General features: G+C 43.8%; 16 protein-coding genes. 9 read left to right on the forward strand and 7 right to left on the reverse strand.

Annotated elements, in window-relative coordinates:
• Positions 1-20: 20 nt before the first annotated feature.
• Positions 21-1,058 carry a type IX secretion system protein PorQ gene (gene porQ, locus B3O12_RS11850; protein ID WP_286756431.1) on the forward strand — a complete coding sequence of 346 codons (1,038 nt, stop codon included), beginning with the start codon at positions 21-23 and terminating at the stop codon, positions 1,056-1,058.
• Positions 1,051-2,445, forward strand: a complete 1,395-nt coding sequence (hslU, locus tag B3O12_RS11855; RefSeq protein WP_286756432.1) for an ATP-dependent protease ATPase subunit HslU — start codon at positions 1,051-1,053, stop codon at positions 2,443-2,445. Before porQ ends, hslU begins: the two co-directional genes overlap by 8 nt.
• Before the next feature lie 321 nt (positions 2,446-2,766).
• Here hslU and B3O12_RS11860 read toward each other — a convergent pair whose 3' ends face one another.
• On the reverse strand, positions 2,767-3,258 hold the full coding sequence (locus tag B3O12_RS11860; protein ID WP_286756433.1) for a SixA phosphatase family protein: 492 nt from the start codon (positions 3,256-3,258) through the stop codon (positions 2,767-2,769).
• 73 nt (positions 3,259-3,331) lie between these two features.
• On the opposite strand from B3O12_RS11860, the gene B3O12_RS11865 reads away from it, so the two are divergent.
• The gene (locus B3O12_RS11865) at positions 3,332-3,523 is read left to right on the forward strand and encodes a cold-shock protein (protein ID WP_189628361.1); all 192 of its coding nucleotides are present in this window, start codon (positions 3,332-3,334) and stop codon (positions 3,521-3,523) included.
• Between the two features lie 68 nt (positions 3,524-3,591).
• Here the strand turns inward: B3O12_RS11865 and B3O12_RS11870 are convergent, their stop codons facing one another.
• The 3 genes from B3O12_RS11870 to rlmD form a co-directional block, all read right to left on the reverse strand.
• Entirely contained in the window at positions 3,592-4,416 is an 825-nt protein-coding gene (locus B3O12_RS11870) for a hypothetical protein (RefSeq protein WP_286756434.1), read from the reverse strand.
• Between the two features lie 61 nt (positions 4,417-4,477).
• Positions 4,478-5,431 carry an aldo/keto reductase gene (locus tag B3O12_RS11875; RefSeq protein WP_189628359.1) on the reverse strand — a complete coding sequence of 318 codons (954 nt, stop codon included), beginning with the start codon at positions 5,429-5,431 and terminating at the stop codon, positions 4,478-4,480.
• A gap of 54 nt (positions 5,432-5,485) precedes the next feature.
• Positions 5,486-6,892: a 23S rRNA (uracil(1939)-C(5))-methyltransferase RlmD gene (gene rlmD / locus B3O12_RS11880; RefSeq protein WP_286756436.1), complete on the reverse strand. Its 1,407-nt coding sequence runs from the start codon at positions 6,890-6,892 to the stop codon at positions 5,486-5,488.
• Between the two features lie 351 nt (positions 6,893-7,243).
• Here rlmD and B3O12_RS11885 point away from each other — a divergent pair, with 351 nt between their 5' ends.
• From B3O12_RS11885 to B3O12_RS11895, 3 genes are all read left to right on the forward strand, one after another.
• Positions 7,244-10,261 carry a SusC/RagA family TonB-linked outer membrane protein gene (locus tag B3O12_RS11885; RefSeq protein ID WP_189628357.1) on the forward strand — a complete coding sequence of 1,006 codons (3,018 nt, stop codon included), beginning with the start codon at positions 7,244-7,246 and terminating at the stop codon, positions 10,259-10,261.
• A 20-nt stretch (positions 10,262-10,281) separates the two neighbouring features.
• Positions 10,282-11,682, forward strand: a complete 1,401-nt coding sequence (locus B3O12_RS11890; RefSeq protein ID WP_286743509.1) for a RagB/SusD family nutrient uptake outer membrane protein — start codon at positions 10,282-10,284, stop codon at positions 11,680-11,682.
• A gap of 227 nt (positions 11,683-11,909) precedes the next feature.
• Positions 11,910-13,499: a SulP family inorganic anion transporter gene (locus B3O12_RS11895; RefSeq protein WP_286756437.1), complete on the forward strand. Its 1,590-nt coding sequence runs from the start codon at positions 11,910-11,912 to the stop codon at positions 13,497-13,499.
• Here B3O12_RS11895 and B3O12_RS11900 read toward each other — a convergent pair.
• Positions 13,496-14,389, reverse strand: coding sequence for a hypothetical protein (locus B3O12_RS11900; protein ID WP_286756438.1), 894 nt, complete (start codon positions 14,387-14,389; stop codon positions 13,496-13,498). The two genes, B3O12_RS11895 and B3O12_RS11900, sit on opposite strands and share 4 nt — an antisense overlap.
• A 74-nt stretch (positions 14,390-14,463) precedes the next feature.
• Here B3O12_RS11900 and B3O12_RS11905 point away from each other — a divergent pair, with 74 nt between their 5' ends.
• From B3O12_RS11905 to B3O12_RS11915, 3 genes are all read left to right on the forward strand, one after another.
• Positions 14,464-15,276 carry an SDR family oxidoreductase gene (locus B3O12_RS11905; RefSeq protein WP_286756439.1) on the forward strand — a complete coding sequence of 271 codons (813 nt, stop codon included), beginning with the start codon at positions 14,464-14,466 and terminating at the stop codon, positions 15,274-15,276.
• A gap of 41 nt (positions 15,277-15,317) precedes the next feature.
• Entirely contained in the window at positions 15,318-15,860 is a 543-nt protein-coding gene (locus tag B3O12_RS11910) for a hypothetical protein (RefSeq protein WP_286756440.1), read from the forward strand.
• Positions 15,861-15,962: 102 nt separating this feature from the next.
• Positions 15,963-19,970, forward strand: a complete 4,008-nt coding sequence (locus B3O12_RS11915) for an AAA domain-containing protein (RefSeq protein ID WP_286756441.1) — start codon at positions 15,963-15,965, stop codon at positions 19,968-19,970.
• Between the two features lie 74 nt (positions 19,971-20,044).
• Here the strand turns inward: B3O12_RS11915 and B3O12_RS11920 are convergent, their stop codons facing one another.
• Positions 20,045-20,512: a gliding motility lipoprotein GldH gene (locus B3O12_RS11920; RefSeq protein ID WP_189628350.1), complete on the reverse strand. Its 468-nt coding sequence runs from the start codon at positions 20,510-20,512 to the stop codon at positions 20,045-20,047.
• On the reverse strand, positions 20,496-21,770 hold the full coding sequence (locus B3O12_RS11925) for a PSP1 domain-containing protein (protein WP_286743494.1): 1,275 nt from the start codon (positions 21,768-21,770) through the stop codon (positions 20,496-20,498). The genes B3O12_RS11920 and B3O12_RS11925 overlap by 17 nt, the downstream gene beginning before the upstream one ends.
• Positions 21,771-21,790: the final 20 nt, after the last annotated feature.

Here is a 21,790-nt window from a genome sequence, read left to right on the forward strand (position 1 = left end):
TTTGCACTGATACTAAATTCATGAAACTTCGTTTGCTTATTTTCATAGTGTCAGTGTTGGGTTTTGCCGAACCCTTACAAGCCCAATTGGGTGGTAGCAGAGCCTTCGAGTATCTCAATGTGCCGGGGAATACCAGGCTCATGGCTTTAGGAGGAACCAACCTCACTTCCGGAAAAGGAGACCTTTCACAAGCCCTTTACAACCCAGCGTTGTTAAACGGAAGCATGGACAACCACCTTGTTATTTCAAGGTTGGGATACTTTGCCGACATCAGCCACTTAATGGTGGGTTATGCTGGCGAGTTTGAAAAAACAGGTGTCTGGGCGTTGCAAATGGGCTATTTTAACTATGGAGACATCCAGAGTTTCGATGAGGCCGGGTTTCTCAATGGCTCATTCAGGGTGCATGAATACGTTTGGTCGGTGGGAAACTCCCACCAGTTTGGGCCCTTTTCTGTGGGTGCCAATTTAAAGTTGGCTGTTTCGGATCTTTCGTCCTATACGGCCAGTGCCTTGCTCTTCGATATGGGAGGGGTCTTTGAGCATCCGGAAAAACAATTAACCATTGGTTTTTTAGTGAGAAATCTGGGAGTTCTGCTGTCTGACTATATCGATGAAAACAACAGCCGCCTGCCCTTAGACGTACAACTTGGAGTGTCTTTTAAGCCGGAGCATATGCCGTTCAGGTTTTCGATGACAGCACGGAACCTGAACCGCGATGATGTGGTATACTATGACCCTTCAACCAACCAATTGTTTGGGCAGAACAATGAGCCGGGTTTTTCGGAGCAGGTACTCAGGCGTTTGGTTTTTGGGGCAGAACTCTTGCTTTCTCCCAATTTTCAGCTTAGGCTAGGGTATAATCACTTATTACGTCAGGAATTAAAAAATCAGAATGCTGCCAGCGGTGGGGCAGGGTTTTCGTTTGGTTTTATGTTCAATACCAAACGATTGGAGTTTGCTTATAGTAGGGCTCTGTATCATGCCGCAGGAGGCAGCAATATGCTTCAGATGAATATAAATCTGAATCAACTTCTAAAAAAGAAAACAAATGATTGATCAAAATCTATTAACCCCAAGGGAAATTGTTGCCGAACTGGATAAATACATTATCGGACAAAAAGAGGCTAAGAAAAACGTGGCCATCGCTTTGCGAAACCGATGGCGCAGAATGCATGTGAAAAGCGACATGCAACGAGAGATTGTGCCTAACAACATACTTATGATTGGGGCAACCGGGGTGGGTAAAACCGAAATTGCCAGAAGGTTGGCCAAAATTGCCGATGCGCCATTCGCTAAAGTAGAGGCTTCTAAGTTTACCGAAGTGGGCTATGTGGGTCGCGATGTAGAGAGCATGGTTCGTGATCTGGTGGAGCAGTCTGTAAACCTGGTAAAGCAGGCCAAAAAAGAAGAAGTAAAAGTAAAGGCTGAGCAGGCAGTGGAAGATATTATTCTCGATGCCCTCATTCCTCCGGTTAGAAATCGGGGAACAGTAAGTACAACCGAGGTGGGAGAAGCGCAAGATAGCTCCAAGATGAGCGATGCGGAGTTGAATGAAAGAACCCGGGAGCGATTCAGAGAAAAAATACGGTCAGGTGAAATAGATGACCGAAAGATTGAGGTTTCGGTACAAGCTCCTCAGGGAAATGGTATAGGCATGATTGGCGGTGGTATGGACGAAGCATCTATGATCAACCTGCAAGACATGCTACAGAATATGTTGCCTAAAAGAACTAAAAAGCGCAAGGTGACTATTGCCGAAGCCAAGAAACTGCTGCTGGAAGAAGAGAGTGCCAAACTCATTGATATGGATGAGGTGAAAGAAGAGGCTATTAAAAAAGCAGAAAACACCGGTATTATTTTTATCGATGAGATAGATAAAATTGCAGGGGGCTCAAAGAAAAATGGAGGTGGCCCCGATGTGAGCAGAGAAGGTGTGCAGCGCGATTTGCTACCCATTGTAGAAGGTAGTGCTGTGAATACCAAATATGGAGTGATTAACACCGACCATATTCTCTTTGTAGCTGCGGGGGCTTTTCATGTGGCTAAACCCTCAGACCTTATTCCGGAACTTCAGGGAAGATTTCCCATTCGGGTAGAACTAAATAGCCTTACGGAAGCCGATTTTTACCAAATTCTGAAAGAACCAAAGAATGCCCTTACTAAACAGTATGAGGCCCTGATAGCTTCTGAAGGGGTGAGCCTGGAATACTCCGATGAGGCGCTGCACGAAATAGCCCGAATAGCTTTTCATATCAATGCCGAAGTGGAGAATATTGGCGCCAGAAGACTTCATACGGTAATGAGCAAGTTGCTCAACGATATTCTCTTCGACATTCCCGAGCAAATACCGCCCAATGCTAAAGTGTTAATTACCAAAGAAATGGTACAGGAAAGGTTAAATGGTCTGGTACAGAATAAAGACTTGAGCGAGTTTATTCTTTAGTACGGAGTATTGGGTATTAAGTATTGAGAGGGAGTTGAGCTAGTGTTCTTCTCTCTCTTTTTATTTTATTGACTCTCTAATCTTTTGGTTCTTTTATTAAAATAGATGTGTGCAATTAGGTAGGTGAGTAACAAACAAAAAATCAAAGTACCTCCTATAGCAAGAAATAGAACTCTCCATTTTTCAAGTTCATTGAACTCAAAGGCTAGTTTGTAAATAACCAGTCCTAAAAAGACAAAAAGGACCATCAAAGATGGAAGAACTGCGTAAGGTTTTAAAAGAGGTGTTTTCATCGATTGTACTTAGATGAATATATTTAGCTCACTTGTTTTTAGGGAAATCATAGTAAAACTTCTTCCCGGTTCCTCTCTTTGCCTGACTCCAGGAGTCTATAAAGAAGTCAATACCACAGATGCCACACGTGGGTAGATTGTCTAGTCTAAAGTCAGACAATTCGTTGATAAGATAGGTGAGGCCGGGGTTATGACCAAACAGCATAATCACACCATAGTTATCGCTAAAGTTCCTAATCAGCTGCCTTAACTCCTGGCTCGAGGCATGATAGTGTTGCTTGTCTTCTACAATGTGGCTTTCAGGATAGCCCAAAACGGAGGCAAATCCACGAGCCGTGGTTATGGCTCGGTTGGCCGGAGAAGAAATCATTAGCTCCGGCTTTAGTCCCAATTTTTTTATCCGGGTAGCCATGTCCGGAACGTCTTTTTCTCCCCGGTGATTAAGAGGTCGCTCAAAATCAGAGAGTTCCGGAAAGTCCCAGCTCGACTTGGCATGCCGCACAATTAACAGTCTTTTCATACGTAAGTAGTAGAGAGTGTCAAACTAATTGCTAGCTTTGACGCATTATTTAATACTATTATTACAAATTACAATGAAAACAGGTACCGTAAAATTCTTCAACGATGAGAAAGGCTTCGGCTTTATCGTTGATGACGAAAATGGAAAAGATGTCTTCGTTCACGTGTCAGGTACAGTGGATGCCATCGAAAAGAACGACAAAGTTTCTTTTGATACTGAGGAAGGCAGAAGAGGCGTTAATGCCGTGAATGTCAAGAAAATATAGTTAAAAGAATTATAGATTTTTGATTACCAAAGCCCTGGTCGGATTCATCCGATCAGGGCTTTTACTTTTTAATTAGAACAGGTGGTGTCTATGAAATTACTATCCCAACACCTAAAGGCATCGTCTCCAAAGCGTGATTCTGATTTTACTTTGCCGGCACGAGTGTTAGCATTGTAGAGAATAAACACCTCATAATCTTCTTCAGTTTTGCTCTCAATAGAAACTTCGTAGAAATGGGTAAAGCCATTTTCAGTAGTGGTTCCGTATTCAATGTAGCTGTCTACCTTATCGGCTTGCTCGTCTACCAGGGTATAGGCCGCTTCTACTTCGTTTCCTTCTTTCTCCCATTCAATGGTCAAAACAGCTCTTGGCTCAGAAGGACTTTTATGCAGGGTCCAACTTCCGCCAGTGTTGTCTAGTTCAGATTCTCCGGTAAACCACAGAAAGTTCTCAAACTGTCCTTCTGCTGAGAGGTACATCTCCCACTCAATTTCATCTTCTTCGCGCTCTCCATACAAGGTAGCTTCGTAAGTTTTGTCACCTACTGTTACCGTGTATGACGACTTCCAGCGTTGTTCATCCTGAAGGTATATAAAAGGATGGTTGAAAGACTCCTTGAAGGCGGCCACGGGAACGGCCAGCTGCAGTTTTAAAATACTTTGCCAGAATACCACATTGGCAGCGGCATAAGTAAAGTGTTCTCTGTCTTGATTATCATTTTTAGAAGAATTTTCTCCATTTGAGGGAAAAGCCCCCATTTCAGCCGACATAGATTCGGCCGGAGGCAGCTGTGGTGCTGTTGGGTTGGCATCTTCATTAGCATTGTCGCAGGCCACAAAAACGAGCGTGGCAGCCACTAAAAAGCTGAAATACGTTTTTCTAATAGGTTTCATAATAGAATAGGGTTTGATTTTTCTTCCTAGAAAATCCAAACCCCATGCCATACTGCACCAGTTAGTCATTCCAAAGGCTCTCGGCAGTGTATGGGCCTCCTTCTCTTTCCCAGAACTTACCATCGATATAACGATAGCCCATATCGAGTTTGTTGATTTCCATTATTTCGTAGTCGCTCAAAGGAATGTTGGCCGATTCAAGGTTGGCTTTGAGTCGCTGAGGGTTTACCGACTTAGGGATTACACATGTGCCACGCGCTTCTGCCCATTTAATTAGAATTTGTGCAGGGTGTACTCCATGGTTTTTTGCGATAGCCTGAATACGCGGTAATTCGAACATGTCTGGCTCATCGTTGTTCTTCATGCCTGCGCTTCTATCGCGAGAGCCCAAAGGAGAATAGGCCGTGTAGAGAATGTCATGTTTCTTGCAGAACTCCAGTAGTTCGGTTTGGGCCAACAAGGGGTGTGATTCTACCTGGTTCATTTCTGGCACAATGCGCGCCTCTTTAATAAGCTCCTGAAGTTTAGGGATGTTGAAGTTAGAAACCCCAATGTGGCGGGTAAGCCCAAGGTCTACCAGCTTTTCCATGGCTTTCCAGGTGTCGATTAGAGGAATTTCTTCCAGACTAATGAAATCATCGGCTTTTTCAGGAAAGCCTACCCCTTTTTTTACGGCTACAGGCCAGTGCATAAGATAGAGGTCCAGGTAGTCCAGCTGTAGGTCTTGAAGCGTTTCTCTAATGTTCTCCTCTACATCGTTAGGGTGATGGTAGGTGTTCCATAATTTGGAAGTAACAAATAACTCTTCGCGGGTTACATCTCCTTCGGCAAAGGCATCGGCAAAGGCCTGGCCAATTTCTTTTTCGTTTTTATAAATCCAGGCGCAATCAATGTGTCGATAACCAATTTTTATGGCCTCTCTTACTGCTTTATACACTTCTCCCGGTTCAGACTTCCAGGTGCCCAAACCTATAGCGTCTATTTTGTCTCCGTTTCTAAAAGTAAGTTGGTTCATAATCTAGCTTTTGTTTACCCAACCAATTGAGGGCTGGAGCAGTTTCAAAAAAAATCAATTTCGTAATTCCAACAACACCACATTTTCTACGTGATGGGTCTGTGGAAACATGTCTACGGGTTGTACCTGGCTTAGCTTGTATTTAGCATCTAAGAGGCCAATATCACGGGCTTGAGTGGCCGGGTTGCAACTCACATAAACAATCTTTCTGGCTTCAATCTTCAGAAGCATGTCTACCACATCCTGATGCATACCTGCCCGTGGAGGATCTGTTATAATCACATCGGGTTTTTCATGAGCAGCGATAAAGGCATCGTTGAGTATATCTTTCATGTCTCCTGCATAGAAGAGAGTATTATCTATGCCGTTTATCTCAGAATTTATTTTGGCATCTTCAATGGCGGCTTCTACATACTCTATGCCTATTACCTTTTTGGCCTTTTTGGCCACAAAATTAGCAATGGTGCCGGTGCCGGTATAAAGGTCGTATACTACCTCCTGGCCTGTAAGCCCCGCAAAATCTCTGGCTACTTTATAAAGTTCATAGGCTTGCAGAGCATTGGTCTGATAAAAAGATTTGGGGCCTACCTTAAACTGAATACCCTCCATTTCTTCCATAATATAGTCGTGGCCATGATGAACCTCTACCGGCAAATCATGGAAGGTCTCGTTCGGTTTATTATTAATTACATATTGCAGTGAGGTGATTTCCGGAAACTCATTTTTCAAGAAGTCCAAAAGTTGTGCGTTCTTCTCATTTTCACAGGCAAATTGTACGATCACCATCCACTCATTTTTCACTGAATTGCGAATGATGAGGTTTCTTACGTTGCCGGTTTTTTTGACCAGGTCGTAAAACTGAATGTCATTTTCTTTGCAGAATTTTTCGGCAGCCAATCGTATTTGGTTAGAAGGCTCTGGCTGGTGGTAGCAGTTTTTAATCTGTAATATTTTATCGAATCGGCCCGGAATGTGGAAGCCCAGAGCCCTACGATCAATTGCTCTATCACTTTCAATTTCATCTTGAGTAAGCCACTTCCAGTTTGTGAAAGTGTACTCCAGCTTATTGCGGTAATGCCGGGTTTTAGATGAACCCAATATTGGGTGAATCTCAGGCAGCTCAACTTTGGCAATGCGTTGCAAATTGTCTACTACCTGTTGGTGTTTATACTTAAGCTGAATAGGGTATGGAATATGTTGCCATTTGCAACCACCGCATGTACCAAAGTGTTCACAAAACGGGTCTACCCTATCGGGGCTAAAGGAGTGAAAGTGCACGGGGGTACCCTCCATAAAGTTGGGCTTTTTGCGTGTGATAAGAACGTCAACTACATCGCCAGGAGCCACCTTTTCAATGAAAATTACCTGCTCATCTACTTTAGCAATACACTTGCCTTCCGCGGCAATTCCCTGAACTTCTACCTGCTCAATAATCTTCTTTTTACCCCTGTATTTTGCCATGGCGCAAATGTAATTGATTTGAGCGGACTTCTGTTGCCAGAGCCATTTGAGCCCTTGTTGAGGGGCGAATTATAGACGTTTTATGGGTCATTATTGGTGAAACTGAATTTTTATGTCAATTTATCTTTACAAAATTTGAGGTTAGTAAAATTCTGACGTAGTTTTATTTTAGAAACTAAAATATCAATAAAGGGTCTGGCTAGTTGCGTAATGTTTGGCATTAGTTGCAATATAGCTTTCAAATCAGTGGTCTGTTGTGGTTGAGAGAGGGGTAGGTATTTTTCCAAGGCTATTGACTACCCGCTAAAACAACCGAATAATTTTTTTTGTCAACCACTTAATCTATATCAAATGAGAAAAATGCTACTGTCGCTGGCGGCTTTGCTGCTGGCGTGGGGTGCTTTTGCCCAAACACGAACCATTACGGGGCGTGTGCTCGATGACACAGGACAACCTTTGCCGCAGGCAACAGTCCTGATTAAAGGTACCTTAAATGGTACTTCTACAGACCTGGATGGTAGATACACCATCGATGCTGCCAATAATGATGTGATTATCTTCAGATTCGTAGGTTTTGTTACCAAAGAGGAGAGAGTTGGAAACCGTACGGTCATTAATGTGCAGATGGAACTTGCTGAGTCAGATGCCGGTGAGGTAATTATTGTAGGGTACGGTACTCAAAAGATGGAGGCAATAGCCGGATCGGTAGGAACGCTGGACTCCAAAAAGCTGGAGCAAATTCCTATGACCTCTTTTGAGCAATCGCTCCAGGGAAATGTGGCCGGTCTTCAGGCTACCGGTATTGACGGTTCTCCAGGGGCCAACCAGCAAATACGTATTCGTGGTATTGGCTCCATTAGTGCCTCCAGTGAACCTCTTTATGTAGTAGATGGTATTCCGGTGCAGTCCGGAGACATTACCCAACTCAATAGTAACGGAGGTAGAAGTGGTAACGTAATGGCCTCTTTCAACCCCAACGACATTGAGTCGGTAACGGTATTGAAAGATGCAGCGTCTACAGCCATTTATGGTTCAAGAGGTGCCAATGGTGTAATACTCATTACCACAAAATCGGGTAAGACAGGAGAGGCCCGAATAGACCTGAACACTCTGGTAGGTTTTAACAGCGTGGCTTCGAGCAAATTGTTGCAGCCGCTGAATGCCGAGCAGTATACCCAGTTGTTTATTGAAGGCTATACCAACAGAGGTGTATCGCTGGCCGATGCACAGCAAAACCTTACCAACAGGTTTCAGCAGTTAACTGATCCCGTTACGGGAAGGCCTACCGATACCAACTGGTTGGATGCCATTACCCGCACAGGAGTTACTCAGAGTTATAACATGAGTGCCAGGGGAGGAACGGACAAGCTCAAATACTTCTTCTCAGGAGGATACTTCGACCAGGAGAGCCATATTATTGGTAGTGACTTTGAACGTATTTCAGGTCGTGTAAACCTCGATTTTAAAGCCTCAGATAACATTAGCTTTACCAATAACCTGAGTGTAGGTAGCTTCGACCAAAATGGTTTTGTTGACGGTTCTGCCTGGGCGAATCCGCTTTACAATGCCTATCTGCTTTCTCCGCTCATTCCTATAAGAGATGCACAAGGCAGGTTCAATGCCGACCATAAAAACTATTTCCCAATGGGAGGTAACAACCCTGTGGGTGCCTTAAGTGGTGATGATTCCCGACTGACAGAACAAATGAGAGTTACGGATAACTTCTCTGTAAATGTGAAGTTCGCTAACGACTTTTTGTTCCGTTCGCAATGGAACTTCGATGTAATCCAGATCAATGAGTCGCAGTATAAGAACAGACGCTATGGAGATGGTAGAAACTCCGGAGGATATGCCCAGGTGTCTACCTTACAAGACAGAAACTGGGTGGGTACGCAAACTTTGCAGTACACTAAAACCTTTGGTTCAGACCACAATTTCGATGCACTTTTAGGCTACGAAGCTCAAAAGTCTATTCGTAAAACCACCTATGGCTATGGCCAGGAGTTTCCGAACGATAAGTTAAGAACCCTTGCCAGTGCAGCTGCGGCCTACAGTGCCTCTTCTACCATTACAGAATACACCTTTGCTTCAATGTTCTCTCGTTTCAATTATGATTTTAGAGAGAAGTACTTTGCCACAGCAAGTATTCGAAGAGACGGTTCTTCACGATTTGGAGCCGATAACCGCTGGGGTACTTTCTATTCCATAGGTTTGGCCTGGGCCCTTACAGAAGAGAGCTTCTTGCAAAACTCCGGAATTATTAACTACATGAAGCTGAGAACCTCTTATGGGGTAACAGGTAATGCCGGAATTGGTAACTTCCCTTCTGTAGGACTCTACGGATATGGCAGAGATTATGATGGCCAACCGGGTGGTGAGCCCACTCAAATTGCCAATCCGGCTTTGACATGGGAGAGCCAAACCAACTTTAACATTGGTCTTGACTTTAACCTAATGGATAAACTCGATGGTACCGTAGAGTACTTCTCCAGAGTATCTGAAGATTTGATTCTGAGTGTGCCAATTTCAATGACTACAGGTTTCTCAAGCCTTACTCAAAACTTTGGGGAAATGAAAAACTCAGGTTGGGAGTTCTCATTGAACTATGCAGCCTACACCAGCTCTGATCTTTCGGTTAATGTCGGGTTTAACATTACCAAGCTTAAAAACCGACTCACTAAACTTAATGAGCCGTATACCGATGGCACTAAGCGAAGAGAAGAAGGTAGAGATTATCAGGCGTACTACTTGTTCGGATGGGCAGGAGTAGACCAAAGCAATGGTGACCCACTATTCTATACCGATGAAACAGAGTCTGAAGTAACTAATGATATCAATCAGGCGCAGAGATACTTCCAGGATAAAAGTGCTACTCCTGATTTCTTCGGAGGCTTTAACATAGAGGTTGCTTACAAGAAGTTTACCTTGAACACTCAGTTCAATTACTCTTACGGAAACTACATATACGATGCTAACGGAAGGTTTATTCATGGAGACGGCCGATTGACCCCAAGAAGTACCACAGTTTGGGCATTCGAAAACAGATGGGTTCCGGGCAAAACCGATGCTAAGCTGCCTCAGCACGTATGGGGAGATACCAAAGGAGGGCAAGCAGCCAACAGCACAAGATATCTCCACGATGCATCGTACATCAGACTGCGTAACGTAACCCTTGCTTACGATCTTTCCAGCGTAGCCACAATGATGAAGATCCGTTCATTGAGAGCTTATGTTAGAGGTACCAACCTACTAACCATTACCAGAGAAAAAGACTTGTTCCTTGACCCTGAGCAGGCTATCAATGGTGTGGCGGGTGGTCTTACCCCGGCCATCAAAACTGTATCGATTGGTGTAGATTTCGGATTTTAAGAGAGAAAAAAGAAGAACAAATGAAACTTATATATAAAATAAATATTGCAGCATTTTTACTACTGGCTGTAGCAGCTTGTTCTGACGAATTTTTGGAATTGACTCCACATCAGTCCGTTTCCAACGAACAAGCATTGACCACAATAGATGACTACAATTCTTCCATTACGGCAGTATACAACGGTTTGTCTTCTGCCAACTATTATGGACGATACTTCTTACTAGTTCCAGATGTAATGTCTGACGATGTAAAGCAGCACCCTTCGGCCAACAGAGCCAAAGATTATGCAGAGTACATTGCCACAGTAGGCGATGGTATTGCACTGGGTATGTGGCAAGAGATGTGGCAAAACATCAATGCCCTGAACGCCATTATCAATGCAGATGTAGAACTGCCTGCGGCAGTTGAGGCCGACAGAAACCATATTGTTGGTGAAGCCTACGCTCTCAGAGGGTTGGTGTACTTCGATATGGTGCGCATGTTTGCTCAGCATTATACTTATACCAGCGATGCCTCGCATTTGGGTGTGCCGTTGGTGTTAGAGTTCGATCAGTTCAATGAGCCATCCAGAAATACGGTAGAGGAGGTGTATAACCAGATTATTGCCGATATGAATCAGGGTATTTCCATGTTGAGCAACAACCCTAGAACCGGTAGAACTTCAACGCTTAACAATACAGCTGCCAAGGCTTTGCTAGCCAGAGTGTATCTGTATAAAGAAGACTGGGCCAATGCCGAGGCTTTGGCTACAGAAGTGATTAACAGTGGAGAGTATACCTTGGTTTCTAACGGAAACTACCTGAGCTCATGGTCTTCTGATTACTCGTCAGAATCGATTTTTGAGATTGCAATGACCGAAAATGACAATAGAGGCTCTGATGCCCTCGGTAGAATGTACATTGTAGAAGGTTATGGAGACTACCTTCCTTCTAACGATGTGGTTTCTCTTTATTCTAATGATGATGTGAGAAGAGGATGGTTTAAGGAAGATAACTTCCTGACCGGAGACTATGCTCCTTATCGAGTGAATAAATACCCGAGCATTAACGGTACAGACAATACCAAAGTAATCCGCTTGTCAGAAGTTTACCTTATTCGTGCAGAAGCTAAGGCCAATCAGGGCGATAATACTGCCCAGGCCGATGTGAATGCCATACGCCAGCGTGCCGATGCAACGGCCCCTCCTGTAACTGCAGTGGGACCTGCGCTTGTGGATGAGGTGCTTCTGGAGAGAAGAAAGGAATTGGCCTTTGAAGGACAAAGACTTTGGGACTTGATGAGATATAAGCAAGATGTAGTTCGAAACCAGTGTACATCTTCTATCTGTACTATCAATTACCCGAACAACAGATTCATTCTGCCTATTCCGGAAGCTGAGTTGGATGCGAATCCAAACATGCAGCCAAACCCCGGATACTAAAAGGTAAATACTGGGTTCCTCAGGTTGAAGAGCTAAGCCCGACAACCTAGGGAGCCCAACTCCTTAACAGCCGTTCCGAAGGTTCATTCTTTCTCTTCCATTAACTATGAGAGAGTTAGAAAGCTTCGGAACGGTTTCTTTTTGCCCAATCGTTTTCATAAAGTCTTTTTACTCAGTCGGGTAATTTTCATGAGAAGCCCTACCTTTGCAGGCTCAAATTCGAAGGCATGACATTCAGAGAGGCTTTTTCCATTATTGATAAGAATAGAGTAAGTACCAAGAGCGATATTTTTTCAGGCTTAACAGTGGCTTTGGCTTTGGTGCCGGAGGCAGTTGCCTTTGCTTTTGTGGCAGGTATTTCTCCAATCATTGGTCTATACGGAGCCTTTATGATGGGGCTTATTACCTCCATTTTCGGGGGGAGGCCGGGTATGATTTCCGGTGCTACGGGAGCATTGGCTGTGGTAATGGTTCATTTGGTGGCCGAAGGTGAAGCCATGGGAGAAGGGCAAGGTTTGCAGTTTCTCTTTGCTACGCTCATTCTTACGGGAATTATCCAGATGTCTGCCGGTTTTCTGAAGCTAGGAAAGTTCATCAGAATGGTGCCTCATCCGGTTATGATGGGCTTTGTGAATGGTCTGGCCATTGTGATCTTCATGTCGCAATTGGGCATGTTCAAATCGGGGGGCGAATGGCTGACAGGCAGTTCTCTCTTCATTATGCTAGGCCTGGTACTGCTCACCATGGCTATAATGGTTTTCTTGCCGCGTATTAATAAAGGAATTCCAGCCGCTTTGGTTGCTATTTTGGTGGTTTCGGCCATTGTAATATTTGGTGGAGTGGAAACGGCCACTGTAAAAAGCTTTATTCAGGATGGTGGTGGAGACGGCATCAAAGCCGGTCTGCCAACTTTCAATGTACCTGTTATTCCTCTCAATTGGGAGACCATCCGGTTTATATTTCCATACGCACTGATTTTAGCTGCTATAGGTTTGATTGAATCCTTGATGACCCTTAACCTGCTCGATGAACTGACAGAAACAAGAGGTAGTGGTAACCGCGAATGTGTGGCGCAGGGACTGGCCAACCTGACTAACGGATTCTTCGGAGGTATGGGAGGTTGTGCTATGATTGGTCAAAGTATTATCAACGTAAAGTCCGGTGGTAGAGGGAGGCTTTCAGGTGTAGTTGCAGCGGTGGCTCTACTAGCCTTCATTCTTTTCGGGTCGGAATATATCGAGATGATTCCCATCGCGGCCTTGGTGGGAGTAATGTTTATGGTGGTAATTGGCACCTTCGCCTGGAGTACCTTCAAGATTGTGAATAAAGTACCGAAATCAGATGTGATTGTGATCGTTTTGGTGACAGGTCTGACCGTAATTTTTGACTTGGCCATAGCCGTATTTGCCGGAGTAATTGTTTCGGCTTTGGTATTTGCCTGGGAGAATGCGCTGAGAATTCGTGCCAGAAAATCTGTCGATGAGCATGGTATTAAGCACTATGAAATCTATGGCCCGCTTTTCTTCGGTTCAGTAAGCCTCTTTAATTCGAAGTTTGATGTAAAGGAAGACCCTCAAGAAGTGATCATCGATTTCAAAGAGTCCAGAATTATGGACCAGTCGGCCATAGAAGCCATCAACAAACTGGCTGAAAAGTATCAGAAAGAAGGGAAGAATATCCACTTGAGACATTTAAGCAAGGACTGCATCCGCATGATTAAAAGGGCGGAGAAGATCTGCGATGTCAATGTCCTGGAAGACCCGGATTATTTTGTGGCTATCGATAACTTCAATAAGTATAAGGCTGTGGAGGGTTAGTATTCGTTTTTATTGTATCTCCAGAGCCTGATGGAATTTCCTAGTGTGAATTGAATCAAATCAATACCTCTGAAGTACTGGTAGCCGAGTTCGATCTCGAATCTTTTAAAGATGCGATAATTTAGAGCTGTATTGAATTGAAGGTTTTTACCCCAAAAGGTTACAGACGATTCAAATGGCAGGTAATTATAATTACCTAAAGGGACTTCTTTTTTAATGCCAACTAAGACACCAAAGGTCTTTTTAGAGTCAAGTTCAAAGTGGTTTCTGCCTACACCAATATTTGCTTCAAAATATCTCAGCCTGGGTTGAAAAGAAAGCATGTAGCTCTCGTATCCACTGTTATCTTCAAAAGTAAGATTTTGATAAGCTATTGACGTTCCGATACTGACGTTAGGATAGGAATAAATCAGTCTCGGGAACCGAATCTTTGCATCAGTAAGCTTGGTCTCAGTATTGAAAAAATAGGAAGCTGATGATTCAAAGGTGAATGATCCGAAGTAGTCTGATACATACTTAAGCTTGCCCCCGATCAGCTTGTAATTTATTTCTACTCCCGCATATATGTGAATTCTATTTTGTCCTAAATCATCTTCGCTTGACCACGGTTTAAGTCCTACTTCAAGGAATTTTAGGTTCTGTAATGTAATAGTCCTTTCAACAAAACCAAGATAACGAAATAGCAATTGATCCCCATTGTCGGCTTTTATATAGAAATAGCCTTCCAAGTTGGACTTAGTGGTATCTTTTGTGTCTAGGTTTATAATGGTAACATAGGGCAAATAGAGGCTGTCCATTAAATCAAAAACTCTTCCATTAATATTTCTCTGACCCATCGCCTCCTGAGCAAGAAGAATAAAAATGAAGCAAGTCAGGATTTTCAATCGCATATTAGAATAACAACTTTAACCGAGATGGCCCGAGTCTAAAGATTGACAATATCTTTGTAAATCAACTACAAACCATGAAAGACAAAGTAGTCATTATCACAGGAGGATCATCGGGAATAGGAAAGGCCCTGGCTTTGGCATTTGCCAAAATGGGCAATAAGGTCGTAATCACCGGGCGCAATGAAGTCAGGCTCAATGAGGTGGCCGAAGAGCTAGATCAGCTGAATGCACCTAATCTCTGCTTGAAGCTGGATGTGGCCAGCGAGGAGGACAATAAATTCCTTATTGATGAGACCGTGAAGAAATTCGGTGGCTTGGATATCCTCATCAACAATGCCGGCATTAGCATGCGTGCTTTGTTAGAGGAAATTGAGCTCGATGTCTTCAAAAAGGTGATGGACATTAACTTCTATGGAACCCTTTATGCCACCAAGTATGCACTGCCTCATATTCTTAAATCTAAAGGTTCGATAGTGGGTATTTCGTCCATCAATGGCTACCGTGGTACTCCGGCCAGAACGGCTTATACGGCTTCTAAATATGCGATGAACGGCTTCTTTGAATCGTTGCGTACAGAAGTGATGCATAGAGGCGTTCATGTTTTGGTGGCCTGCCCGGGCTTTACCGGAACCAATATCCGTAATGCTGCGCTCACGGCAGACGGCACTTCTCAAGGAGAGTCCCCTCGCGATGAAGGCAAAATGATGACAGCAGAAGAAGTGGCTGATGGTATTATCAAAGCCATCAAAAAACGCAAGAGAGACATTGTCTTCACCACTCAAGGTAAACTGGCCGTATTCCTCAACAAATGGATGCCCGGCAGAATGGATAAGATCGTTTTCAATGTCTTCGCAAAAGAACCGGACTCGCCCTTTGGGCGAGAGTAAACAGTTGAACAGAGAATCAGTGAACGGTCAATTAGAAATCAGTGCTAGAGGGAAGGAATAGAAACTTTTGGGATAAGATAAATGGGGTCAAGTATCTAGAAATCCCAGTTGATCTTTCAGTAGATTCTAAACCTGAAGAGATAAGACTATATAATTCAAAGAAGTACATACTTAATGGAGTAAAGGTCATAGGTGCAATTTATTTATTTGCCGTGGTTTTCTTTTTGGCGAAATTTATTCTGGGGCATAATGTGGTTTTAATTGCTTTGGTCTGGCTAGGGCTAATTATGCTGGGTATTTGCGGACTCATTGCACTTCCCTTACTGGACAAAAGGCCTAAGGTCATTATCAATCATATGGGTATTGAATCGAAGAATACTTATATATCGTTCAAATATGTTGTCAATATGTATATCGAAGAGGTGCCTACTAATTATGGCAAAGACTATAGGTTAACAGCCATTGATAAGTATGGAGAAAAGAGGCAGGTGCTTTTAACTGGAGTTGGGCCAGATGTTCGTAAGACAGCTCAGATTATAGGGGGATATTATTCCTATTATTTAAATAGTAAAAAAGTAGGATAGATCAACCTCTTTCTATTTTCCGATTAACTGATCACTGTTATACTGATAACTAATCACTTTTCTCTATTTTCGGATAAGTCTGTAAATCCATCCACAGCATCCATGAAGGACATCCTCCAATCATACCTCAAACGGCTCACTAACCTTTCAGGTAACAACAGGTCGTTGCTTTTGCTGAAGCTGAATGTAGAGCAGTTTATCGACCTGCACGATCTGGATCATGTGAATGGAGTGCCTTCCTGGCAAATTATGGAGCACTTAATTACCAGAAAAAGTCAGGTAAAACTGGTGCCTCAGTCGGACGCCAGGGATGAGCTTTCCAATAAAATCGCAGCTCGACTTAAGAAGCTTAATCGCAGGGAAAAGTTTTTGTTTGAGGAATCCGGTGCCAGAGACATGTATGTAGGCTGGCCTTTTGTGGAAGGCAAGTTCAATGATGGTACCATCCTTCGTGCTCCGCTTTGCTTCTTTCCGGTAGAGCTTCAACTTGAAAAGGACCATTGGGCATTGAGCCTAAAGAAAGATGTAAACATCAGTTTCAACAAAAGCTTACTGTTGGCTTTTAGCCATTACAATCAAATTGAGGTTAAAGAAGAATTGGTGGAACATAGTTTCGATGATTACGACCGTCATGCCACCACCTTCAAAAACCAGCTATACGAGCAGATTTCAGCCAGTAGTATAGATATTCCTTTTAGCCGGGAGTTTTATGCAGAACAGTTAGAACCATTCCCCAATAAAGTCAAAGATCAATTAGAGCAAACTTACGATGTAGGTGAGTTAAGTCTAAAAATGCAGGCTGTTCTTGGACTATTTCCTCAGGCCGATTCGTACTTGGTTCCCGATTATGATTTTCTTTTGGAAGCCAATCCGTATGAGTCGTTAGAACAATTCTTCGAAGATCGTGTTCTCAGAGCCGAGACACCCGATTCTGCCAATTTTGACCCCGAAACTTTCTTTCTAAGTTCAGTAAAAGAAGACGAGACTTACACTCCCTTTCCGCTCGATGCTCATCAGGAAAATGCCCTAAAGGCTGTTAAGAAAGGTGGCTCCATAGTGGTTCAGGGCCCTCCCGGCACTGGCAAGTCACAACTCATTTGTAACCTGGTGTCTGATTTTATAGCCCGGGGCAAAAAAGTGCTTGTAGTCAGCCAAAAGAGAGCCGCTCTGGATGTAGTATATCACCGGCTTAAAGAACACGAAATTCATGAATTTGCAGCCCTTGTTCATGATTTTAAAGCCGACAGAAAAGAGATTTACGATAAAATTGCTCGCCAAATCGATCGGCTTCAAGAATACAAAAGGAGTAACAACAATCTGGATGCCCTTCAACTCGACCGGCAGTTTAGGCAGGCCAGCCTTACCATTGAGGAGAATGTAGAGCAACTGGAGGAATACAAGGCGGCTTTGTTCGATAATTCGGAATGTGGATTCTCGGTAAAGGAACTATACCTCACTTCGAGTCCGGAGGCTGCTCACATATCCATGGTACAGGAGTATTCCGATTTTCACTTTAAGAAGCTCGATAAGTTTTTAAAGAAACTGGAGCTTTATTTTGACTATGCCAATGAATTGGACAGTGATGAGCACCCCTGGTCCGATCGGGTAAGCTTTGCCGGTTTCAGGGCGAGCGATTTGCAGGAAATTTTGAGCTGCTTGGATGAAATCCCTAAAGAGGCGCGAGCTATTGCCAGGCAGGTCTCTGAAATTATAGGAGAAGAAGTAGACTACGATGCCTGCCGAACCATTAGTGAAAACCTTGAGCGCCTTAGAGAGATAAACGCCTACTTAAAAAACGAGGAAATTTACAGGCTTTTCAGGCCAATGACGGCTTTCCCAAACGCTCAGACAGAATTGCTGTGGTTAAAAAATACCCGTAACCTTCTGAACAAATGTTTTGAGGGAAATGGCGTAGAGCAAACCATTCCGGCCAATGAAATAGGAGAGGTACAGCAAATACTTAAGCAGAGATCCGATGCCAAGAATTCGGCTTGGAAATCGTTTAAATGGCGTTTCTCAAAAGAAAAACTGCGATTGGCCAGAATACTGGTAGCCAATGGTTTGCGAGATGATAAGGCCGCCCTTAGAATACTCACAGAGCGAATCGATAATCGCCTCAATCTGCAACATCAGCTTACCAAGCTTCGCAGCGTGGGCTGGATAAATTCTGTACCCAAGACCTTGTCTCAGGAAGAAATAAATCAATGGATCGACCATTTGGAGATGGCCGTAAACGGTAAACTGCGATTCAATTCATTTGCCAATTTCAACGAGTATTTTAAGCTCAATAAGCTTTCTGCTAAAGAGTTCCGGTCTAAAATTAAAGAGCTAAGAAAGGCTCTTGAGCCACTGCCGGCTAGGCGCAGCCGATGGAACAAGTACATTGAGCCGCCTCAAATCGACAGACTTCTCGTTGATGAGGATTTTTTGAAGGCTTTGCGAAAAAGTGTGAAACGAGATTTTGAGACTCTCTGTGAGTTAGATAAACTGAGGGAGTCCTTCTCAGATAAAGAGTTGGCCATTGTAGATCGGTTGGCTGATTTGCACCTTGCCCACAAAAAAGAAGTACTGCAAGTGTTTGATAACAGCTTGCGACTGGCATGGATAGACCATATTGAGAGTAAAAACCCCATTCTAAGAGCTGTATCCACTTTAAAGTTCGACCGACTTATTTCTGAACTCCGGGAGGCTGTGGAACAAAAGGCTGAAGCCAGCAATCAGATATTACTACAAAAGGCGCGTGAAAGAACTTATGAGGGTATTGAATTCAATCGCTTGAATAACATGGTCACTTATCGCGAGTTGCTCCATCAGGTGACCAAAAAGCGAAAGATATGGCCTGTTCGCAGGGTTATTAATCACTTTTATCAAGAGTTGTTCAACCTGGTGCCCTGCTGGTTGGCTTCTCCGGAATCTGTTTCGGCTATTTTTCCCATGGAGTCTGTGTTCGATCTGGTGATTTTTGATGAGGCCAGCCAATGCTTTGCGGAGAAAGGTTTGCCGGCCATTTACAGAGGTAAGCAAGTGGTGGTGGCTGGTGACGATCAGCAATTGAAACCCAACGATTTGTACAGAGTGCGCTGGGAAGACGATTCGGAAGAGATGGCTCTGGAGGTAGAATCGCTTTTAGAGCTTAGCCGTAATTTCCTTATGCAGGTGCATCTGAGAGGTCATTACAGAAGTCAGTCTCAAGAGCTAATTCAATTCTCTAATGAGCATTTCTACCAAAATAAACTCACTATGCTTCCTCATTTTGATGTGGCCAATGGAACTGAACCTGCCATAGAATATATCAAGGTGAAAGGCCGGTGGGAAAAACAAAGTAATCTTGAGGAAGCCCGCGAAGTGGTAGAAGTGGTAAAGTCTTTTCTGAGAAAGAAGACAGAGTACAGTTTGGGGGTGGTTACATTCAATGCGGTTCAGCAAGGACTGATAATAGACTTACTGGAAGAAGAAGGGTTAATGGATAAAGGATCCCTGTTTGTGAAAAATATAGAGAATGTTCAGGGCGATGAACGCGATGTGATCATTTTCAGTACGGGTTACGCACCAGACGCCAATGGCAAGATGAATGTACAGTTTGGTAGCCTCAATCAGGTGGGGGGAGAAAACAGATTGAACGTGGCCATTACCCGGGCCAGACAAAAGGTGGTGATCGTTACTTCTATTTTGCCTTCGCAGCTCAAGGTAGAAGATACCAGGAATGAAGGCCCCAAAATGTTAAAGGCCTATTTAAAATATGCCAAGCAGGTCTCTGACAAAGAAATGGATATTACACTTACCATAGATAAGGGGTTTGAACAAGAGTGGTATTTAAAGAATAAGCTTATAGCACTGGAAGGGGAGTTGCCCGTAAAAATGAAGTCCGATTCCGTTTATGCAGATATTGCCTTGATGCGTAGGAATAAGTATCTGGGCCTGATCTTTACGGACGATAATTCCTTCTACGTGAGTACCTCAGTGAAAGAAAGTTTTGTTTACAGACCGGCACTGCTTAGTGCTAAAGCCTGGCCCTATCGCCTAATGCACTCTCGCGACTATTGGCAAAATGGTACCAATGTAAAAGATAAAATCAGCCGATTTATTGAGTTGGTAGATAGTGTGAGGTAAGCACACATCTTGCTGCACGGTATAAGGTTTAGGGGGCTGTAGACCTCTATTCTTGATTTAGCAAGGATTAAGATCTAATTGGCTTCTTCTACTCTCACCCCCACCGAATGCACTCCTGCCAGGGATTCACTTCTCATATATTGAGCTACCCTAAAAGTGTATTTACCAGGTTGTGGAAAGGAGTATCCTTCCAAAATACGCTCAGAAGACTGGTAAATACTGCTGCCTTTACCAAGAGGTTTGCCACTTACCTCATCGAACAGGGAAATATTAATGAGGTCGGAGGTAACCTGCTCATTTTGTTCATCGAGCAGGTAGTAAGTCACATAAAGGTTTTGAAACGGATATTCAAGGTCATTTCTGAGCTTGAAGTAAATGTTTTTGGGAGTTGTATCCTCTATTTCAAAGCTGAACTCCGGCATTTCGTTCATGTGCCAGCTTTTCTGTTCAAAGCTTTGGTCGTCTTCAAATACCCTTTGGGCATCGCATGCCCACACGAAGAGGAGAAGGGTTGCAATGGCTAACTTAGCTTTTCTGGTCATTGTCCGGGCGATTCCGCTTCTTAAAGTTTCGGTTCTTTTTACGAGGGGGCTTTGGTTTGCCTTTGGCTGCTACTGTGCCGCTTTGTGGAGCCGCTTTTGCCTCGGGCTTTTTCGGGCCTTTTGGGGCACCTGTTTTGCCTTTGTCGTTTCTGGGGCCTCTGCGCTTCTTGGCTTTTTTTCGAGCATCTTTTTTCTTAAACCGCTCGTCCATGCGCTCCAGGTCACTATTAATGGTAGCTTCTACCGGGCTTACAGCCGCTTTGTCTTCGGTTAGCGATTCGGGGATTTCACCTTTCTGATTCAGGGCAAGAATTTCTTTTACACGCGCTGTGGGTATGGGATGCCAGCTGTTTTCATCGCCATAGCTAAACCACATTATTTTTCTGAAAATATCAGTTTTTTGTAGTCGCGCTTCCCCTTTACTGGTTTTAAGCTTGGTCACTTCAGGAATATCTTCCAGAGCTTCCATATAAGTGTCCAGCTCATAATTAAGGCAGCACTTGAGTCGGCCGCACTGGCCGGAAAGTTTACTCGGATTGAGGCTAAGGTTTTGGTAGCGGGCTGCGGCTGTAGATACACTTTTGAACTCGCTGAGCCAGGTAGAACAGCACAGTTCGCGTCCGCAAGATCCTATGCCACCAAGGCGACCAGCCTCCTGTCTCAGGCTTATTTGTCGCATTTCTACCCGAATTTTAAATTCGGCTGCCAGCACTTTAATCAGCTCCCGAAAATCTACCCGGTCATCGGCAGAATAGTAAAAAGTAGCTTTGGTGTTGTCGGCCTGAAACTCAATATCGGTGAGTTTCATTTCCAGCTTTTGTTCCAGAATAATGTTTCGGGTGCGATAGAGGGCAGGCATTTCGCGCTTTCTCACCTGCTCAAATTTTTCGAGGTCTTTGAGTGTGGCTTTGCGATAGATTTGGCGAATTTCATCGTTGACTTCAACATTCTTCTTTTTCATTTGAAGTCTTACAAGTTCGCCTTGCATAGATACGTGCCCCAGATGATGCCCTCCGGGAACATCTACAATTACGGCCTCTCCGGTAACAAGATCCAGGTGGTTTTCATTCTTAAAGAACTCTTTGCGGCCGTTTTTAAAACGTACCTCCACTATGTTGAACTTCTCCTGAACCGGCACGTCCATATTGGAGAGCCAATCAAAAACGTTCAGCTTATTGCAACCACCCGTGGCACAGCCACCATTGTTATTGCATCCTGCTGTTTTGCCTGCTACACTTGTTCCACAACTACAACTCATATATTTACTAAGCCCAAGGC

The sequence above is a fragment of the Roseivirga sp. UBA838 genome (assembly GCF_002296035.1).
Classification (GTDB): domain Bacteria; phylum Bacteroidota; class Bacteroidia; order Cytophagales; family Cyclobacteriaceae; genus Roseivirga; species Roseivirga thermotolerans.

Excerpts from the sequence above, each read along its gene's own strand:
- porQ (WP_286756431.1), top strand. The coding sequence starts at position 21 with ATGAAACTTCGTTTGCTTATTTTCATAGTGTCAGTGTTGGGTTTTGCC.
- hslU (WP_286756432.1), top strand. The coding sequence starts at position 1,051 with ATGATTGATCAAAATCTATTAACCCCAAGGGAAATTGTTGCCGAACTG.
- B3O12_RS11860 (WP_286756433.1), bottom strand. The coding sequence starts at position 3,258 with ATGAAAAGACTGTTAATTGTGCGGCATGCCAAGTCGAGCTGGGACTTT.
- B3O12_RS11865 (WP_189628361.1), top strand. The coding sequence starts at position 3,332 with ATGAAAACAGGTACCGTAAAATTCTTCAACGATGAGAAAGGCTTCGGC.
- B3O12_RS11870 (WP_286756434.1), bottom strand. The coding sequence starts at position 4,416 with ATGAAACCTATTAGAAAAACGTATTTCAGCTTTTTAGTGGCTGCCACG.
- B3O12_RS11875 (WP_189628359.1), bottom strand. The coding sequence starts at position 5,431 with ATGAACCAACTTACTTTTAGAAACGGAGACAAAATAGACGCTATAGGT.
- rlmD (WP_286756436.1), bottom strand. The coding sequence starts at position 6,892 with ATGGCAAAATACAGGGGTAAAAAGAAGATTATTGAGCAGGTAGAAGTT.
- B3O12_RS11885 (WP_189628357.1), top strand. The coding sequence starts at position 7,244 with ATGAGAAAAATGCTACTGTCGCTGGCGGCTTTGCTGCTGGCGTGGGGT.
- B3O12_RS11890 (WP_286743509.1), top strand. The coding sequence starts at position 10,282 with ATGAAACTTATATATAAAATAAATATTGCAGCATTTTTACTACTGGCT.
- B3O12_RS11895 (WP_286756437.1), top strand. The coding sequence starts at position 11,910 with ATGACATTCAGAGAGGCTTTTTCCATTATTGATAAGAATAGAGTAAGT.
- B3O12_RS11900 (WP_286756438.1), bottom strand. The coding sequence starts at position 14,389 with ATGCGATTGAAAATCCTGACTTGCTTCATTTTTATTCTTCTTGCTCAG.
- B3O12_RS11905 (WP_286756439.1), top strand. The coding sequence starts at position 14,464 with ATGAAAGACAAAGTAGTCATTATCACAGGAGGATCATCGGGAATAGGA.
- B3O12_RS11915 (WP_286756441.1), top strand. The coding sequence starts at position 15,963 with ATGAAGGACATCCTCCAATCATACCTCAAACGGCTCACTAACCTTTCA.
- B3O12_RS11920 (WP_189628350.1), bottom strand. The coding sequence starts at position 20,512 with ATGACCAGAAAAGCTAAGTTAGCCATTGCAACCCTTCTCCTCTTCGTG.
- B3O12_RS11925 (WP_286743494.1), bottom strand. The coding sequence starts at position 21,770 with ATGAGTTGTAGTTGTGGAACAAGTGTAGCAGGCAAAACAGCAGGATGC.